This window comes from Parazoarcus communis, from assembly GCF_003111665.1.
GTDB classification, from domain to species: Bacteria; Pseudomonadota; Gammaproteobacteria; order Burkholderiales; family Rhodocyclaceae; genus Parazoarcus; species Parazoarcus communis_B.
The window spans coordinates 3,648,430-3,665,053 of the sequence record NZ_CP022188.1 but is presented as its reverse complement, the minus strand read 5'-3'; the positions used below and the strand labels follow the sequence as shown (position 1 = coordinate 3,665,053).

18 protein-coding genes are annotated in these 16,624 nt (G+C 63.4%); 7 read left to right on the top strand and 11 right to left on the bottom strand.

Annotation, left to right across the window (positions count from 1 at the left end; translation table 11 throughout):
* Nucleotides 1-6: 6 nt before the first annotated feature.
* A complete protein-coding gene (locus tag CEW87_RS16735; RefSeq protein WP_108974811.1) occupies nt 7-906 on the top strand; it encodes a histone deacetylase in 900 nt (299 codons plus the stop codon).
* A 79-nt stretch (nt 907-985) separates the two neighbouring features.
* Nucleotides 986-1,831 carry a DUF429 domain-containing protein gene (locus CEW87_RS16730; RefSeq protein ID WP_108974810.1) on the top strand — a complete coding sequence of 282 codons (846 nt, stop codon included), beginning with the start codon at nt 986-988 and terminating at the stop codon, nt 1,829-1,831.
* 33 nt (nt 1,832-1,864) lie between these two features.
* Here the strand turns inward: CEW87_RS16730 and gdhA are convergent, their stop codons facing one another.
* From gdhA to mltG, 7 genes are all read right to left on the bottom strand, one after another.
* A complete protein-coding gene (gene gdhA, locus CEW87_RS16725; protein WP_108974808.1) occupies nt 1,865-3,208 on the bottom strand; it encodes an NADP-specific glutamate dehydrogenase in 1,344 nt (447 codons plus the stop codon).
* A gap of 84 nt (nt 3,209-3,292) precedes the next feature.
* Complete coding sequence (locus CEW87_RS16720; RefSeq protein WP_108974806.1) at nt 3,293-3,946, bottom strand: ankyrin repeat domain-containing protein; 654 nt, start codon at nt 3,944-3,946, stop codon at nt 3,293-3,295.
* Entirely contained in the window at nt 3,933-4,703 is a 771-nt protein-coding gene (locus CEW87_RS16715; protein ID WP_108974804.1) for a TatD family hydrolase, read from the bottom strand. Before CEW87_RS16715 ends, CEW87_RS16720 begins: the two co-directional genes overlap by 14 nt.
* 7 nt (nt 4,704-4,710) lie before the next feature.
* The gene (locus tag CEW87_RS16710; protein WP_108974802.1) at nt 4,711-5,076 is read right to left on the bottom strand and encodes a PilZ domain-containing protein; all 366 of its coding nucleotides are present in this window, start codon (nt 5,074-5,076) and stop codon (nt 4,711-4,713) included.
* The gene (gene holB / locus CEW87_RS16705) at nt 5,073-6,122 is read right to left on the bottom strand and encodes a DNA polymerase III subunit delta' (protein ID WP_108974800.1); all 1,050 of its coding nucleotides are present in this window, start codon (nt 6,120-6,122) and stop codon (nt 5,073-5,075) included. The genes CEW87_RS16710 and holB overlap by 4 nt, the downstream gene beginning before the upstream one ends.
* Complete coding sequence (gene tmk / locus CEW87_RS16700) at nt 6,119-6,751, bottom strand: dTMP kinase (RefSeq protein WP_234421566.1); 633 nt, start codon at nt 6,749-6,751, stop codon at nt 6,119-6,121. The genes holB and tmk overlap by 4 nt, the downstream gene beginning before the upstream one ends.
* Before the next feature lie 11 nt (nt 6,752-6,762).
* The gene (gene mltG, locus CEW87_RS16695) at nt 6,763-7,752 is read right to left on the bottom strand and encodes an endolytic transglycosylase MltG (protein ID WP_108974796.1); all 990 of its coding nucleotides are present in this window, start codon (nt 7,750-7,752) and stop codon (nt 6,763-6,765) included.
* A 154-nt stretch (nt 7,753-7,906) separates the two neighbouring features.
* Between mltG and CEW87_RS16690 the strand changes: the two genes are divergently transcribed.
* The 3 genes from CEW87_RS16690 to CEW87_RS16680 are packed head-to-tail and all read left to right on the top strand — an operon-like array spanning nt 7,907 to nt 10,047.
* Nucleotides 7,907-8,935, top strand: a complete 1,029-nt coding sequence (locus CEW87_RS16690) for a YgfZ/GcvT domain-containing protein (protein WP_108974794.1) — start codon at nt 7,907-7,909, stop codon at nt 8,933-8,935.
* Nucleotides 8,936-8,956: 21 nt separating this feature from the next.
* The gene (locus CEW87_RS16685; RefSeq protein WP_108974792.1) at nt 8,957-9,265 is read left to right on the top strand and encodes a DUF4936 family protein; all 309 of its coding nucleotides are present in this window, start codon (nt 8,957-8,959) and stop codon (nt 9,263-9,265) included.
* Nucleotides 9,256-10,047 carry an NRDE family protein gene (locus CEW87_RS16680; RefSeq protein WP_108974790.1) on the top strand — a complete coding sequence of 264 codons (792 nt, stop codon included), beginning with the start codon at nt 9,256-9,258 and terminating at the stop codon, nt 10,045-10,047. Before CEW87_RS16685 ends, CEW87_RS16680 begins: the two co-directional genes overlap by 10 nt.
* On the opposite strand, the gene CEW87_RS16675 is transcribed toward CEW87_RS16680, so the two are convergent.
* Genes CEW87_RS16675 through tadA form a run of 3 tightly spaced genes read right to left on the bottom strand, consistent with a single transcriptional unit; the run spans nt 9,992 to nt 11,375 of the window.
* Nucleotides 9,992-10,426 carry a GNAT family N-acetyltransferase gene (locus CEW87_RS16675; RefSeq protein ID WP_108974788.1) on the bottom strand — a complete coding sequence of 145 codons (435 nt, stop codon included), beginning with the start codon at nt 10,424-10,426 and terminating at the stop codon, nt 9,992-9,994. The two genes, CEW87_RS16680 and CEW87_RS16675, sit on opposite strands and share 56 nt — an antisense overlap.
* Entirely contained in the window at nt 10,423-10,902 is a 480-nt protein-coding gene (locus CEW87_RS16670) for a L,D-transpeptidase (protein ID WP_108974787.1), read from the bottom strand. The genes CEW87_RS16675 and CEW87_RS16670 overlap by 4 nt, the downstream gene beginning before the upstream one ends.
* Before the next feature lie 8 nt (nt 10,903-10,910).
* Entirely contained in the window at nt 10,911-11,375 is a 465-nt protein-coding gene (tadA, locus tag CEW87_RS16665; protein WP_199917041.1) for a tRNA adenosine(34) deaminase TadA, read from the bottom strand.
* Nucleotides 11,376-11,481: 106 nt separating this feature from the next.
* On the opposite strand from tadA, the gene CEW87_RS16660 reads away from it, so the two are divergent.
* Entirely contained in the window at nt 11,482-13,536 is a 2,055-nt protein-coding gene (locus CEW87_RS16660) for a GGDEF domain-containing protein (protein ID WP_108974783.1), read from the top strand.
* On the top strand, nt 13,536-15,518 hold the full coding sequence (locus tag CEW87_RS22825) for a tetratricopeptide repeat-containing protein (RefSeq protein ID WP_108974781.1): 1,983 nt from the start codon (nt 13,536-13,538) through the stop codon (nt 15,516-15,518). The genes CEW87_RS16660 and CEW87_RS22825 overlap by 1 nt, the downstream gene beginning before the upstream one ends.
* A gap of 94 nt (nt 15,519-15,612) precedes the next feature.
* Here the strand turns inward: CEW87_RS22825 and CEW87_RS16650 are convergent, their stop codons facing one another.
* Nucleotides 15,613-16,572, bottom strand: a complete 960-nt coding sequence (locus tag CEW87_RS16650) for a toll/interleukin-1 receptor domain-containing protein (protein WP_108974779.1) — start codon at nt 16,570-16,572, stop codon at nt 15,613-15,615.
* Between the last annotated feature and the right edge of the window lie 52 nt (nt 16,573-16,624).

Here is a 16,624-nt window from a genome sequence, read left to right as displayed (position 1 = left end):
CGCAGATTGAAACTCTATTACGCAGACCACTTCGTTCTGCCGCTGCCTGAGGGACATCGCTTCCCGATGGTGAAGTACGCGCGACTGCGCGAGCGCCTGCTGGCATCGGGTCAGTTCGATCCGAGCGATTTCCGTGTCCCCGACGCTGCCAGCGACGAAGCCATCCTGCGTGCTCACGACGCCGGCTATCTGGCGCGGGTGCGAGACGGCGAACTCGACAAGGCGGAAGTCCGCCGCATCGGATTTCCCTGGTCGGCGGGAATGGTCGAACGCTCACGGCGTTCCGCGGGCGCGACGCTCGCGGCCTGTCGTACCGCAATCGACGAGGGCTGCGGGGTCAATCTCGCGGGTGGCACCCATCATGCCCATCGCGACTTTGGATCAGGCTTCTGCGTCTTCAACGATGCGGCCATCGCCGCCCTGGCGATGCGTGCAGAAGGCCGGGCGCAGCGGATTGCGGTGATCGACTGTGACGTCCATCAGGGCGACGGAACGGCGTCCATTCTTGCAACGGAAGCCGATATCTTCACCTGCAGCCTGCATGGCGAGCGGAACTTCCCCTTCCGCAAGCAGACCAGCGACCTCGACATCGCCCTCCCCGACGACACCGCTGACGAAGCCTATCTTGCCGCACTCGATACCGCGCTCGACCACGTGTTCGGGCTGTTCAGGCCGGAGCTCGTGATCTACCTTGCCGGCGCCGATCCCTATCGCGAAGATCGCCTCGGTCGCCTTTCCCTGAGTATCAATGGGCTGGCATCACGCGACGAAAAAGTGCTCGCTCGGTGCAGGACCGCATCTGTCCCCGTTGCCGTGGCGATGGCGGGCGGCTATGCCCACGAGATCGACGATACAGTCAGCATTCACGTTGGCACAGTCCTCACCGCAGCCCGCCTGTTTGCCTGAGCGACAACTGTTTGCACCGACGCAGGTCAAAGCCCGGTAGGGTGGCGACATCAGTACCACGAGAACGGAGCACGGCCCCATGAACAAGGACGCGCAAAACATCTGGAGCGGACAGGTCCGTCTTATCGGCGTGGACTTCACCTCGGCACCACGAGCGCGCAAACCGATCACGGTCGCCAGTGGTCATCTGAGCGGACACTGCGTCTTTCTGGAATCACTCGAGACCTGCCCCGACTGGCCTGCATTCGAAGCCGTGCTGGCACGCCCCGGTCCCTGGCTCGGCGGGTTCGACTTCCCCTTTGGCCTGCCACGCGAGGCAGTACTCGACCTCGGCTGGCCACTGGAATGGGCTGCGCTGATCAGGCACTGCACGATTCTGGGTCGCGAACGTTTCCGCACCATCCTCGATGAATACCGCCAGACCCGACCGGCCGGACAGCGCTATGCGCATCGCCGGACCGATCTGCCCGCCCGCTCCCATAGTCCGCTGAAACTCGTCAACCCGCCGGTCGGGCTCATGTTTTTCGAAGGCACACCAAGACTGCTCGAAGCGGATGTTACCGTGGCCGGCATGCATTGCGCTGACCCGGCAAGGGTTGCGGTAGAGGCCTACCCCGGCCTGCTTGCGCGCAGCATTACGCTCGACTCCTACAAGAGCGACGAAAAACGGAAACAGACCTCCGTGCGTCACGAAGCCAGAAAGCATATTGCCGTCGCCTTGCGCGAGGGCGCACACCCGCTCCGGCTCAGACTGGCAGGCGACAGCGCCCTGATCGAACAGATCATTGCCGACGCCAGCGGCGACCTGCTCGACGCGACCCTTGCCCTCGTTCAGGCAGGCTGGAGCCTGCAGGCGGGTCCGCCTAATTTCGGTCTGCAGGACGGTTTCGATCCGCTCGAAGGCTGGATTGCGGGCCTTGCCTAGGCGTACGGTGACGCACGCCCAAGGCAACAAAGATCAAATCACGCCCTGAGCCAGCATGGCATCGGCGACCTTGACGAAACCCGCCACGTTCGCGCCATCGACGTAACTCACCGAGCCATCCTCGCGCTGACCATAACGAAGGCAGGCGGCATGGATGCCTTTCATGATCTCGAGCAACCGACCATCGACCTCTTCACGCGTCCATGCGAGGCGCATCGCGTTCTGGCTCATCTCCAGGCCGGAGGTGGACACGCCACCCGCATTACTCGCCTTGCCCGGCGCGTAGAGCACACCGCGCTTCTCGAATATTGTCACGGCCTCGGCTGTCGACGGCATATTGGCGCCCTCGGCAACGCAGCTCACGCCGTTGCCCACCAGCACTTCGGCATCGTGTCCGTTCAGCTCGTTCTGGGTCGCACAAGGCAAGGCGACATCCACCGGCACGTGCCACGGACTCCGCCCCGCTTCGAACCGCGCACCGACCCGTTCCGCGTACTCACTGACACGCCCGTAGCGATGGTTCTTCACATCCATCAGGATCGCAAGTTTCTCAACGGTAAATCCGTCATCATCAATGACCGTTCCGCTGGAATCCGACACCGTAACCACTCGAGCACCAAGTGCAATCGCCTTTTCCACTGCATATTGCGCCACGTTGCCAGCCCCCGAGACAGAGACGCGCATTCCCTCCAGCGAGCGCCCGACGTGGCGCAACATTTCCTCGGCGAAATACACCGTTCCATACCCGGTCGCCTCAGGGCGTACGAGCGAGCCACCGAAACTCAGTCCTTTGCCCGTGAACACGCAGTCCGCGCGATTCGTGAGCTTCTTCATCATGCCGGTCATGAAACCGATCTCACGCGCCCCCACACCAATGTCCCCTGCGGGAACATCCGTATCCGCTCCGACATGGCGGAACAGTTCGGAGACGAAAGCTTGGCAAAACCGCATGATCTCGCCCGGGCTGCGTCCCTTGGGGTCGAAGTCAGAGCCCCCTTTGCCCCCGCCCATGGGTAAAGTCGTCAATGCATTCTTGAAGGTCTGTTCGAAGGCGAGGAACTTGAGGATAGACAGATTGACCGAAGGGTGAAAACGAATCCCGCCCTTGAATGGACCAATCGCCGAGCTGTGCTGGATGCGGTAGCCCCGGTTGACGCACACGTCGCCATGGTCGTCGACCCAGGACACACGGAACTGAATGGCCCGTTCCGGCTCGACCAGCCGGTCAAGCAGGCCATGTTCCGCATACCGTGGATTGGCTTTGATGAACGGCCACAGACTGACGATGACTTCGGTCACTGCCTGCAGAAACTCTGGTTGCCCGGGATTGCGCTCGGCAACGACAGCTAGAAACTCGGCGGAACTCTGGTACTTCATCCGTGACTCCAGGTAAAAACGCACAAAAGTCGTGCATTTTTACCTAAAGCGGATTTATATGCACTATTTAAGTGCAGTCCTGCCTTAGCGGCGCCTCGTGTGTGCGGCCTCAATGATTTCTGCGATGTCGGTGTTTCCATTCGAGCGCGCCCATTCGACAGCGCTGACACCCGCTTCATTGCGCCTATCGAGTGGCACGCCAAGTTCGACCAGATGGCGTATCAGTTCGATATGGCCATTGCGTGCTGCCAGCATCAGCACATCGGACTTGTTGGGTGCGAGTGCGTTGATATCGGCCCCTGCAGCCAGAAGCTTGTCGAACAAGGCGAGGTGCCCTTCAAAGGCCGCGTAGTGCAGCGCTGTCCACCCTTCGTGGTTGAGCGGCGCATCCGCTGCGAGGAGCGCGTCCACGACGGCATTGTGCCCACCAAGTACGGCGAGCATCAGCGCAGAATCACCGGCCAGGTTGCGGTAACCCACGCGCGGACGATACTTGAGCAAGGCGTCCACGGTTTCGGCATTGCCTTCACGTGCGGCGATGATCAGCAGCGTATTGCCGTTTGCATCCACCGTATCCGGGTCGATGCCACGGGCCAGCAGGCCGGTGAGCTGCCGTGTATCGCCCATGCGGGCGGAGCTCAGGGCATCGTCGTAGCTACCTGCCGAAACCGGACCGGCTATCAGGAAACTGCTCGCGGCCGCGAGCAGGAAGGATCGAATGATTTCAGGCTTTAGCATGGCGGAATAGACGGAAAAAGTTCTCTGTGGTCGCCTGCTCGACGGCATCAAGCGGAAGATCGCGCAATCGCGCGATTTCTTCGGCCACATGCACCACCCATGCAGGCTCGTTGGTCTTGCCCCGGTGCGGCATGGGTGCAAGATAGGGCGCGTCCGTCTCGATCAGCATCCGGTTGAGCGGCACCCAGGCAGCAACTTCCTTGAGTGCTTTCGCGTTCCGGAAGGTCACGATGCCCGAGAACGAAATGTAGAACCCCATCTCGATGGCCGCCTCTGCCACTTCGCGTGATTCGGTGAAACAATGCATCACTCCGGCACACTCCGACGCCTTCTCTTCCTGCATCAGGCGCAGCGTGTCCGCGGCCGAACTGCGGGTATGAATGATCAGCGGCTTGCCGCAGGCCCGTGCGGCACGGATGTGCGTGCGAAAGCGCTCGCGCTGCCATTCCGGCTCGTCCTTGTGCCAGTAGTAGTCGAGTCCGGTTTCACCAATCGCCACAACCCGCGGATGATCTGCCAGGGCGAGCAGACGCTCGACATCAGGCTCCTCGCAATCCGAATTGTCCGGATGCACGCCGACCGACGCCCACAGATTGCCGTGGCGCTCGGCCAGGCTCCGCACGCGCGGAAAATCCTCCAGATTGACGCTGATGCACAGCGCCTGACCGACGCGCTTGTCGGCCATTGCGGCGAGGATTTCGTCCTCACGCGCAGCGAGATCGGGGAAGTCGAGATGGCAATGTGAATCTACGAACATCAGCTACTCAAAGGGTATGGGTGGGCCTGGCCGAGCCCAGATGACCGGCCAGGATCTGTTCAATGCGGTGACGCAAGGCGACACCGGCCTCGTCGCTGGAAAAATGTACGCCGATACCCGGCGCCTTTCCGCCCTGCGCACCCGATGGTGTAACCCACACCACGGTACCCGCAATCGGATGCTTGGTCGGATCGTCCATCAACTGCAACAGCATGAAGACCTCGTCGCCCAAGTTGTAGGACTTCGGCGTGGGCACGAAGATCCCCCCGTTTGCGAGAAAGGGCATGTAGGCTGCGTACAAGGCCGACTTGGAACTGATGTTCAGCGACAGCACGCTCGGACGTGCAACATGGGTACGACTGGCTTCGCTCAAGTCCGGGCTCCTCTCACTGCGCGTGCATAGCGCATCAGCATATCTTCAAGAAAAAGGCGAAGGTTCAGCGGGTGCGTGGCCACGCGTCGAATCTGGGCGATCTCATTGTAACAGCTGCTCGCAGCCGCCACGCTCATGCGGCCAGCCAGCGCAGAGAGCACTTTTTCCTGCGCCGGGAAGAAACGCACCTGCCCGCCAAGACGCAGACTGACGACGTCCGCCACCCAACGCTGCATCCACTCCACCAGCGTGCTCAAGCCAAAACCGGCTGCCAGCGCTTCCTTGGATTTGAGCCAGGCTTCCCACTGCCCCGCCAGCCTGAGCGCGTCCGGCTCACCCGACAGATCGCGCACGAAGCGCTCCAGCAAGCCAACACCGCCCTGCTCCGCCAGCCGCTTTGCCGCCAGCGGCATGCCGCCTGCCAGTGCAAGCAGCCCCTGCATTTCCGTGTGTTCGCTGGCCAGCCAGGCTGCACGCTGGGCAGGATCGGGGCGCGGAAAGCTCCACTGCTGACAACGGCTGCGAATGGTCGGCAACAACCTGCGAGGCGCCGAGGATACAAGCAAAAAGCTGCAGCCCTCAGGGGGTTCTTCGAGCAGCTTGAGCAAGGCGTTCGCGGTGAAGGTATTCATCGCCTCCGCCGGATCGAGCACGACGACGCGCTGCGCGCTGTGATGCCCGGTGACCGCGAGCGCAGACTGCAGTTCGCGGATCTGGTCGATCACGATCTGACTCGACTTGGCCTTGCCGCCCGCCGCATCACCCGCAGGCGCGTCCTCGCCGGCATCGGCCTGATCTGCCGCCGCGGCCGGTACCACGCGATAGAAGTCCGGATGGTTGCCCGCCTCGCGCCACTGGCACGCATCGCAGCGGCCGCAGGCATGGCCGTCGGCCAGAGGTGACTCGCACAGCAGCCGGGCGGCCAGACTTTCGGCCAGCTCGCGCTTGCCCAGCCCCGGCGCCCCGACGAACAGCAGCGCATGAGGGAGCTTGCCAGCGAGCGCAACAAGTCTGGCCCAGGTCGGTTGAAGCCACGGCTGAATCATGCGAAGAAGCGCTCCTCGATCAGTGTTTCGATGTCATTCCTGATCTGTTCCGGCGGGCGATTGGCGTCGATCACGCAGATCCGCCCGGGGGCATGGCGGGCCCGGGTGAGGTAAGCCTCACGTACCCGCTCGAAGAAGTCCCGCTGTTCGCGTTCGAAACGGTCGGGATCGGCGCCGGTCGACGCCACCCGGCTCGCAGCGATCTCGGGTGGCAGATCGAATAACAGGGTGAGATCAGGCTGCAGCCCCGGATGCACCCAGGTTTCAAGTGCCGCGAACTTCTCCGGCTCCAGGCCGCGACCACCCACCTGATAGGCGTAGGTCGCGTCGGAGAAACGGTCGCACACCACCCACTCGCCCCGCAGAAGCGCGGGCTCGATGCGCGCTGCAAGATGTTCGCGTCGCGCGGCGAACATGAGCATGGCCTCGGTCTCCAGGTGCATCGGTTCATGCAGCAGGAGCTCGCGCAGGGATTCGCCAAGCCGGGTTCCACCGGGCTCGCGCGACTGCTCGACAAGCACCCCGCGTGCGCCCAGCATCGACACCACGGCGGCAATCTGACTGCTCTTGCCGGCGCCATCGATTCCCTCGAAGGTAATGAAACGCCCTTTCTGCACGACTGCTTCCAACGGACTACTCCTCAGCGCTGATAGCGATCCACCGCGCGATTATGATCATTGAGATTGCGCGAGAACTCGCTGCTGCCATCCCCGCGTGCAACAAAATACAGAAAATCGGTTTTCTGCGGCCGGACTGCAGCCTGCAGGGAGTCAAGCCCGGGCATGGCAATCGGTGTTGGCGGCAGTCCCGCGCGGGTATAGGTATTCCACGGATGATCGGTGTCCAGGTGGCGACGACGGAGCCGACCGTCGAAGTCCTCACCGAGGCCGTAGATCACCGTGGGATCGGTCTGCAGGCGCATGCCGATGCGCAAGCGGTTGGAAAACACCGAGCCCACCACGCTGCGATCCTCCGCGCGGCCGGTTTCCTTTTCGATGATCGAGGCCAGAATGAGCGCTTCATACGGCGATCGCAGCGGCGACGATTCGTCACGGGCGGCCCAGACCTCGTCGAGGCGCTTGTGCATGATCTGGTAGGCGCGTGCAAGCAGCGCCAGCGCGCTCGACTGCTTGTCGAACAGATAGGTGTCGGGGAAGAACAGACCCTCCGGGCTCGGCTCACTTGCGCCGATCCGGCTCAGGATCTCCGCGTCGCTCAGCCCTGCGGTGTCTGCCTGAAGATTCGGGTTGGATTCGAGCGCGGCCCGGACCTGTCGAAAATTCCAGCCCTCCACCAGCAGGATTTCGCCCTGCGATACGTCACCGGACGAAAGTTTCAGGATCAGCAACCAAGGGGTGATGCCTTCATGGACTTCATAACTGCCGGCCTTGATCAGGCTTGCCTTTCCCGCCAGTCTGGCCAGCCAGTAGAGCACGGCGGGCTTGACCTCCACGCCCGCTGCGGCAATCGCGCTGGCCGCCTGACGCATGTTCGAACCACGCTGCACGGTAAAATCAACGACGGGCTGCTTGAGTGCAACCGGACGATGGGCAAACCACCACCCGACCGAGCCCATGATAACGGCGGCCATTACAACAACGGTAACGAGGCTGAGGAAGAGTTTCTTCATCGGAAATCGGGTGACATTGCCCGCTGGCCATGACCGGCCGGCAAACAAACACCAAGCTAACAAGGAACTGCCGGATCGCGGCGGGGCCCTATAATACTTCATCGCCACGGCCGACGGCCTGCCCCCAAACACCCTGATACTGACCGACAAGACCATGACAACCTGGACCGACTTTCTTTCCGGCGAGGGAGCCACCCTCGACGACAACATCGTATCGTTTGGCGACGCGACCGCCGATGCCGCAGCGCTTGCGACAGAAACGCTTGCGGTGCCGCTGCTTCATCTCGGACTGGTACAAAGCGCTGGCCCGGACTCGGCCGCTTACCTCCACAACCTGTTCTCCAACGATGTAAACAAGCTGCCTGCAGGCAGCGCACAGTGGAACAGCTTCAACAGCCCAAAGGGACGCATGCTTGCGAGCTTCCTGCTGTGGCGCGAAGAGGACGGCCACAGCCTGCTGATGTCCGCCGACATCCTGCCGGCGATGCACAAGAAACTGTCGATGTACATCCTGCGCAGCAAGGTCAAGCTCGCCGATGCGAGTGCGACCCGGGCACTGATCGGACTTGCGGGTGCCAAGCTCGCGACCTGCCTCAAAGCAGCGGGCCTGCCCTTTCCGGCTGCAGACATGCAGGAATCGCTGGCAGATGGCATCCGTATCGTTCGCATCGGCGCCGAAGCAGCCATTGCAGTGGTCGATGCAGACGCCGCACCCGAGCTGTTCCGCAAGATCCGCGCAGCAGGCGCCGTACCAGCGGGAACCAACGCCTGGCATCTCGCAATGGTGCGCGCCGGTGTGCCGCTTGTGACTTCGGCCACGCAGGAAGAGTTCGTTGCGCAGATGCTCAACTACGACCTCATCGGCGGCATCAGCTTCCAGAAGGGCTGCTATCCGGGGCAGGAAATCGTCGCCCGTACCAAGTACCTCGGCAAACTGAAGAAGCGGATGTATCGCGTCTCCATCGCTGCGGGTAGCGCACCGACGCCAGGCGCCGACCTCTACTCTCCTGCATTCGGCGACCAGTCGGCAGGCAAACTGGTCAATGTCGCCGCGCTCGGAGACGGCAGCTTCGAAGCACTGGCCGTGATGCAGAACAGTTGTGCGGAAGATGGCGACGTTCACCTCGGCGCACCCGACGGCCCGCCACTCGCCGTTCTCGACCTGCCTTACGCCCTGTCCTGACGATTCACGGGTAACACGATCATGGCCGCAGACGACAGCTCGCTGAAGCATTACTTCATCTATTACCGTATCCGCGATGGCGTGGACGTCGATGACGCTCACGCCTCGGTGCGCAACATGCAGCTTGCACTCGGGAAACAGACCGGGGTGATGGGCCGGCTGTTTGTTCGCAATCATGAGGACACGACCTGGATGGAGGTCTACGACGGCGTGGCAGACACGGGCGCCTTTGAGCAGGCGCTGCGCGAAGGCGTCGGGCAGCACGGGCTGGAAAGCATCATTCAGCCGGGCTCGGCACGGCACATGGAGTGCTTCGTCGAGTGTGTCTGATCGTCACCGGATGGCAGGCCCATCCGGATTACCCTCTGATCGTCGCAGCCAACCGCGACGAATTCGTCAACCGGCCGGCGAGTCCCGCCCACTGGTGGACCGATGCGCCGCAGCTGCTTGCCGGACGTGATCTCGAAGCCGGGGGCACCTGGATGGGCATCAGCCGCAGCGGGCGATTCTCGGCGCTGACCAATTTCCGCGACCCGAGCCAGCGCGCCAGCGGCCTGCCCTCACGCGGCGCCCTGGTACGTGCCGCGCTCGAGGCCCGGTCAGACAGCCACGGAACGCTTGAAACCATCGCACGCAACAGTGCCGACTACGCCGGATTCAATCTCCTGGTGAGCGACGGCATCCAACTCGGGATCCATGAAAGCACCACCGGCGCGGTGCGCATGCTGGCACCCGGCGTGTACGGCCTGTCAAATCATGTCCTCGACACCGAATGGCCCAAGCTCAAGCGTGCGCGTGACGCCTTCTCGGCGGCGCTGCCCACGCTTCCCGACCGCGAAGCCTTCCTGACCCTGCTCCGAGACACCACACCGGTTGCCGACGACGAACTTCCGGATACAGGCATCAGCCTGGAGTGGGAACGCCGCCTTTCCACGGCATTCATCGACTCCCCGACATACGGCACCCGCTGCTCTACGCTCCTGACGGTCGACCGCGGCGGTGAGGCCTGCCTTACCGAATGGACCTGGCTACCCGGCGGAAAGCAGCACAGCGTTGTCACGCATCGCTTCGGCGTCGACGCATCCGGCGGTGAACAATTCCCGCGTCCATGAAGGTCTCGCCTTCGGCCACGAAGCCGTGGCGAACGTAGAAGTCGATCGCGCTGACCTGGGCATTGAGCACCACCTCGCGCATATTCCGACGCCAGGCCTCTTCCACCAGCGTCTCGAGCACCAGACCGCCGATGCCGCGTCCACGCCACGCTGCGTCTACCGCCATTCGTCCGACATGCCCGTCAGGCAGCAACCTGCCGGTAGCCAGCACCTGACCGTGTTCAGCCAGTGCCAGCGCATGTCGGGACAGCGAGTCGTACTCGTCCATCTCCATCTCCGCCGGCACGCCTTGCTCGACCACGAACACGCGTTCGCGCAGCGGCATCGCACGGGGCGCGGCTTCAGTCCAGTCGAGCAGGACCAGTTCGATATCCTTCATTCAGCAATCTCCACGCGCGTACCGGCACTCACGAGTTCGAACAGTTCAACGATGTCGTCGTTGCGCATGCGGATGCAGCCATGCGAGCGCGGCTCACCCATCGGCTGGTCCTCGCCCGTGCCGTGGATGTAGATATAGCGGCGCATGCTGTCCACACGGCCACCACGATTGACGCCGGGCTCTTCGCCGCACAGCCACAGGATGCGGGACAGAATCCAGTCGCGTCCTGGATGTGCGGCAGCGAATGCAGGCGACCACACTTCGCCCGTCGGACGGCGCCCGCGAAAGACCGTGCCCCATGCAGCCGACCGCCCAATACAGGCCCTGATGCGGTGACGGCCGCGCGGCGTGCAGCCACTGTCCATCTGCTCACCGGCACCATTGAGTGCCGTCGAGACGCGGTAACGCCGGATGCAGCAACCGTGTTCATCGAACAGATCAAGACGCTGGGTCGCGATTTCGATACGGATATGCATGAAAGCGCTCAGGCGATCTGGGTCTTGCCACGGCGCGCGGCGAAGAATGAAGACAGCATGCTTCCGCAGGCGTCCGCCATCACGCCACCGGTAACGCTCGCATGGTGGTTCAGGCGCGTCTCGGCGAACAGGTCCATCACGCTGCCGGCAACGCCTGTCTTGGGGTCGCGCGCACCGAACACAACCCGCGCGATGCGCGAATGCATGATGGCGCCGGAACACATCGCGCACGGTTCGAGGGTGACGTACAACTCGCAACCCGGCAGCCTGTAGTTGCCAAGGCGTTCGGCCGCATCGCGCAGCGCCATCACTTCGGCGTGCGCGGTGGGATCATGGCGGAGGATGGGCTGATTGAAGCCGCGCCCCACGATTTCACCATTCAGCACCACGATCGCGCCGACCGGTACTTCGCCGCACGCACCCGCCTCTCTCGCCTGCTCCATCGCAAGCCGCATGAAATCTTCGTCGTTCATTATCATCGTTACGGTTCAACCAGCGCACAGTGTAGCTGACACCACCCATAGCCAATAATCGGGAAACGTGGAAGACTGCCCCCGTCACCTCACGGAACGAGTCGGCATGCCGCCTGATTCAACCTCACCGTCACGACAAGTACGCCGTGTGCTGAACCAGACATCGACCGCCTGGGCGGTGCTGGGTGTCTCGCTGATACTCACGATCATATTCTGGCAGTTCTCTGCGCACGCCTTCACCAAACGGGGACAAGACCGCTTCCTGTTCCGCATAGAGAAGGAGACAGTCACCCTGGTTGCTCGCATGCGGGCCTATGAACAGGTTCTGCTGGGCGCTCGTGCGCTGTTCGCTGCCAGCGACGAGGTCACACGGAAAGACTGGCACGCCTATGTCGAAGGCCTCGCCATCGACGAGAAACTCCCCGGCATTCAAGGCACCGGATTTGCCGAGATTGTCCGCACGGAGGACATGACACAGTATCTTCAGGCCATACGTGCGCAGGGCTTTCCACACTACGACATCGAACCACCGGGCAACCGCGCTCTCTACACGCCCATCGCCTATCTCGAGCCCGTCGACGAACGCAATCAACGGGCCTTCGGGTACGACATGTATTCCGACCCCGTCCGTCGTGAGGCAATGGAGCGCGCCCGCGACACCGGCTCGGCAGCGCTCACCGGCAAGGTCACGCTGGTGCAGGAGACCCAGGACGACGTACAGCCTGGTTTCCTGATTTACCTGCCCGTCTATCACAACCGAATGCCACAAGACTCGGTTGCGCAGCGACGCGCAGCCCTGCTTGGCTTTGTTTACAGTCCGTTTCGTGCCCACGATCTGATGCGGGGAATTTTCGGTGCATGGGACGAAGACACCGAGATCGAACTGTTCGACGGTACGCCTGTGCCCGCCAACCTGCTGTTCAGTACGAGTCAGAAAGTGCGCAAGGCGCGACACAACGTGGACAAGCGCATCGAGATCGGCGGTCGTGAGTGGACCTTGCGCTTTCACAGCCGACCGGAATACGAGATCGCCACCACCAGCGTCCAACCCTGGATCATCCTCTTTGGCGGCACCGCGCTGAACCTGCTCCTGTTCGCAGTGATGTTCTCCAACGCGCGCCATGTAAAACGGATGGACGCGGCCGCGCTCACCCTCGCACAAAGTCGCGACCGTTACCTCAACCTGGTCGATAACGTGCCCGGCACGGTATTCCGTTCAGAGCCCAAACCCACCTGGCACTTTCATCATCTCAGTCCCAGCGTCGGGGCCCTCGCGGGCGAAGCCGCAGACGCCTTCCTTGAAGGCCGGGTCGCCTACGCCCGCTTTATTCACCCCGACGACATTGCCGGCGTGAAGACCAGCATCGGCGCCGCATTGCGCGCCGGGACGCCCTACGAGGTCGAGTATCGTATCCGCCAGCAGAACGGGCGTTTGCGCTGGGTCAATGAACGCGGCCGAACATCCTATGACGAGGCAGGAGAGGCGCAATGGATCGATGGCGTGATCATCGATGTCACCGAGCGCAAGCTCGCCGAAACCGCGATCAGGGCGCTCGCATTTTACGACCCGCTCACGCACCTGCCGAACCGCCGCCTGCTGGACGACAGACTCCGGCACGCGCTGGTCGCAAGCGAGCGCAGCAGATGCTGCGGGGCTGTCCTGTTCATCGACCTCGACAATTTCAAGCCACTTAACGATAACCACGGACACGAGGTCGGCGACATGATGCTGTGCGAAGTCGCACAACGCCTGCGCGACGCCGTGCGCGAAAGCGACACCGTTGCCCGTCTTGGCGGCGATGAGTTTGTGGTGATGATCGAAAATCTGGGCATGGACTGCAGCGAAGCCACCGCCAAGGCATGTCAGGTTGCCAACAAGATCCTAATCGCACTCAATCACGAATACCGGCTTGGTGAGCACGTGCATTGCAGCACCCCCAGCATCGGACTCACCACCTTCTGCGGTCAGGGCCGTGGCGCTGGACAACTGATTCGGGAAGCCGATCACGCGATGTACAGGGCGAAGGAAGCTGGGCGCAACACCGTTCGGGTGTTCGAATACGATCCCACGGCCGCAGGAGATGAATCGAGCGGCAAGCGCTGTGCCCCACTCGGGCAGACATCCGGGTCCGACGACACTGCACCGAAAGGACCGCAGTAATGCGCCACGCCTTTGTCGCGATGCCCTTCGGTTCCAGGCCCGGTCAGGACGGTCTGGCAATCGACTTCGAGCGCATATTCGATGAATACATGATCCCGGCGCTGCACGCAGCCGGGCTGAAGGTGTTTCGCACCAGCGCGGAAGGCCCGCCCGGGGACGCTGATGCCGACATGCTTCAGCACCTGTTGATGGCCGACGTCGTCGTGGCTGATATCACGCTGGACGACCCGAACATCTGGTATGCACTTGGCGTACGTCATGCCTTGCGCGCTTCCGCTGTCGTCCTCGTGCAAGGCACGCACGGCACAGCCATCGAACCGGGATCCGACCTCGACCCCGACCTCGACCCCGACCTCGGCGACCATCAACGGCTGCGTTATCACCTGAAGGCGGGCGGCCCCGATCCGGACACCCTCATCGACGATCGCCAGCGCCTGAGCAACACGGTCTGCGGTTTTCCGGACGCCCAGCACGGGACGAGCCCGATTCATCACGCCTTGCCGCATCTGCGCGAACCCGACTGGCGCACACTGCTGCCGGTACAGCGCAACGTGCTCACCGGACCGTACGCGGCCTGGGCAGACCGCCTCGATTCCGCGCGCCCCGGCGACATCCTGGTGCTTGCAGACGAAGCCCCCTGCACTGCACTGCACATCGCCGCCAGGCTCGCAGCCGGGGATGCCCTCATGAGGCTGCGCCACTGCGACTTTGCGCTGGAACAGTTCGACCGCGTGCTCGAACTCGAGCCCGGCCACACCCTCGCTCGCCGGCGCCGGGCAAGCTGCCTCGCACGCCTCGGTCGCGTGATCGAAGCACGCGAGGCGGTCTGCCGCCTGGTCACTGAGGCCCCCGAAGCACCCGAAACACGCGCACTCGCCGGCAGCATCGACAAAGCCGACTGGATCAGCCGCTGGGCGCTCGTGGATGCTGCGCCTGGCGCAATGCGTGCCCGGGCAGCGATAGAAAATGCACCGCTGTCGGCGGCCATCGAACACTACCGTCAGGCCTTCATGCGCGATCCGTCGCGCTGCCGTGCCGGCCTCAATGCGCTCACCCTCATGCTGCTTCGGCGTCACCTCGGCTGCGCGAAGGCGGCTGACGACAGCAGGCGCCTGAGCGACGGCCTGCAGTGGTCGATTGGGGCCGCACGTGCCTTGACGCCCGATGACTACCGGGTCAGAACGAGCGATGCTGAATACTGTTTGTTGCAGGGCGACCTGGCGCACGTTCGCGAGGCGTACCGGCATGCCACAGGCGTCGCCGGCGGCGACTGGCATGCGCTCGACTCAAGCCGACGCAGCCTGTGCCTGTTGCGCGACCTGGGCTTCCGGCCGGCCGAAACCGCTGCAGCGATCGAGATCATCGACGATGCGCTCGCGCGCACCGAACCGCCCTTTGTCCCGCGGCAGGTCTTCCTGTTCAGCGGGCACATGGCAGATGCGCCGGACAGAGCAACACCGCGCTTCCCTGCCGGCCTGGAGCCTCCGGCGGCCGCAGCAATCGGCGCCACGCTCGATGCGCTTGGCGCCGGGCCTGGCGATCTCGCACTGACCCAGGGGGCCAGTGGCGGCGACATCCTGTTTCTGGAAGCCTGCAAGGCACGCCAGGTTCGCCTGCACCTGATGCTGCCGCTACCGGAGCCTGAGTTCCTGGAGCGCTCGGTGGCGTCGGCAAGGCACGGTGCGCAATGGCGCGCACGTTATGACAGCATTCGGCACACGCTCGACGATCCACCTCGCGTGCTTCCCGACGCGCTCGGTCCGCTTCCGGAAGCAGACGCCAACCCGTTCGAACGCTGCAACCGCTGGCTGCTCGCTACCGCGCTGTCCTGGGGCATCGACAAGGTGTCTTTCATCTGCCTGTGGAACGGCGAAGGCGGCGATGGCCCGGGTGGCACCGCGCACATGCATGCTGAAATGAAACGCAGGACCGGCAAGGTGAGCTGGATCGATACGCGGACGCTGTCGCATCAGCCGGCATGAGCCGTTGCCTGCGGTACGCATGTGACTGCATTGGCCGGGCCCGCTGCCTGCATTGCGGGCTGTCTCAGAGTGCCTGTCGCGGGTCAGGCGTCGTTCACGGACGGCGGACGATGAAGCTCACCGGATCGGCGGCATGCAGCCCGTTACCGGCGTCGAGGCGGAAGCGGATTTCGTTGCCTGCACGTACGCCACGATAACGATGAACCAGGATGCGCTCTTCGCCCGCGCCATAGTCTGCCCGCGTCCTGAGCTCAAACTGAAGCCCGTCATCGGTCAGCCTGCCCGCCTCGATCGCCCGGGGCACACCCAGAAAACCGGCCCGTCCGCTCAACTCGCCCCCCTCGACAACAAACTCGAAGCGCTCTTCCCGGGTGACACCCCAGGGATAATCCACCGTCCCGCTCCAGACGCCCGCCACCCCCTCGCCATCCTCATTTGTCGCGGATCCTGCCAGCAGCCATGTGGCAACTGCGACCGCGAAGGTCGCGCACAGCAGCGCGAACACGCGCCCGGGGCCATGCCTGCCGCCAGCGGTCGCCAGTGCCTCACCGACGCTGCGGCGCTGCTCCGGGGATTCCGGTTCTGGCAACTCAAAGCCGAGCACACCGGGCCCGGCCAGCGCATCCGCGAGTCGTGCCACATCGACCTTCCATGATGCATCCCGCAGCACGACCGCCTGGCGCGTGGCGACCTCCCGGATCGAGGGCGGCAACATCGAGGGCTCGGGCATCGTGGCGCCACCCACGAGAAGCGGCACGATTGGCTTGTCCGACGCAAGTGCAAGCTCGATCTCGCGGCGCACGAAGTCGTCGGCGTTTTCAAGCCGGGGGCCAGTTTCGGTCGGCTCCAGCCAGCGTGGGCCGATGAGCACAAGCACACCGCGCACCTGGCTGATGCGGGTCTGGATCACGTGTTCGAAGTTCTCGCCCGGTGCAATGTCATCAACGTCGCGAAACACGGAGCCCTCGCCGAAGCGCAACTCAAGCGCATCGGTCAGACGGCCTGCGTGACCGGCGCTATCGTCGCGCCGATAGGAAACGAAAAGCAGTGACATGCGTGCTGGCTCCAGCGAAACCCGGTGAGACCGCAGCGCACCGTCCTTCGAT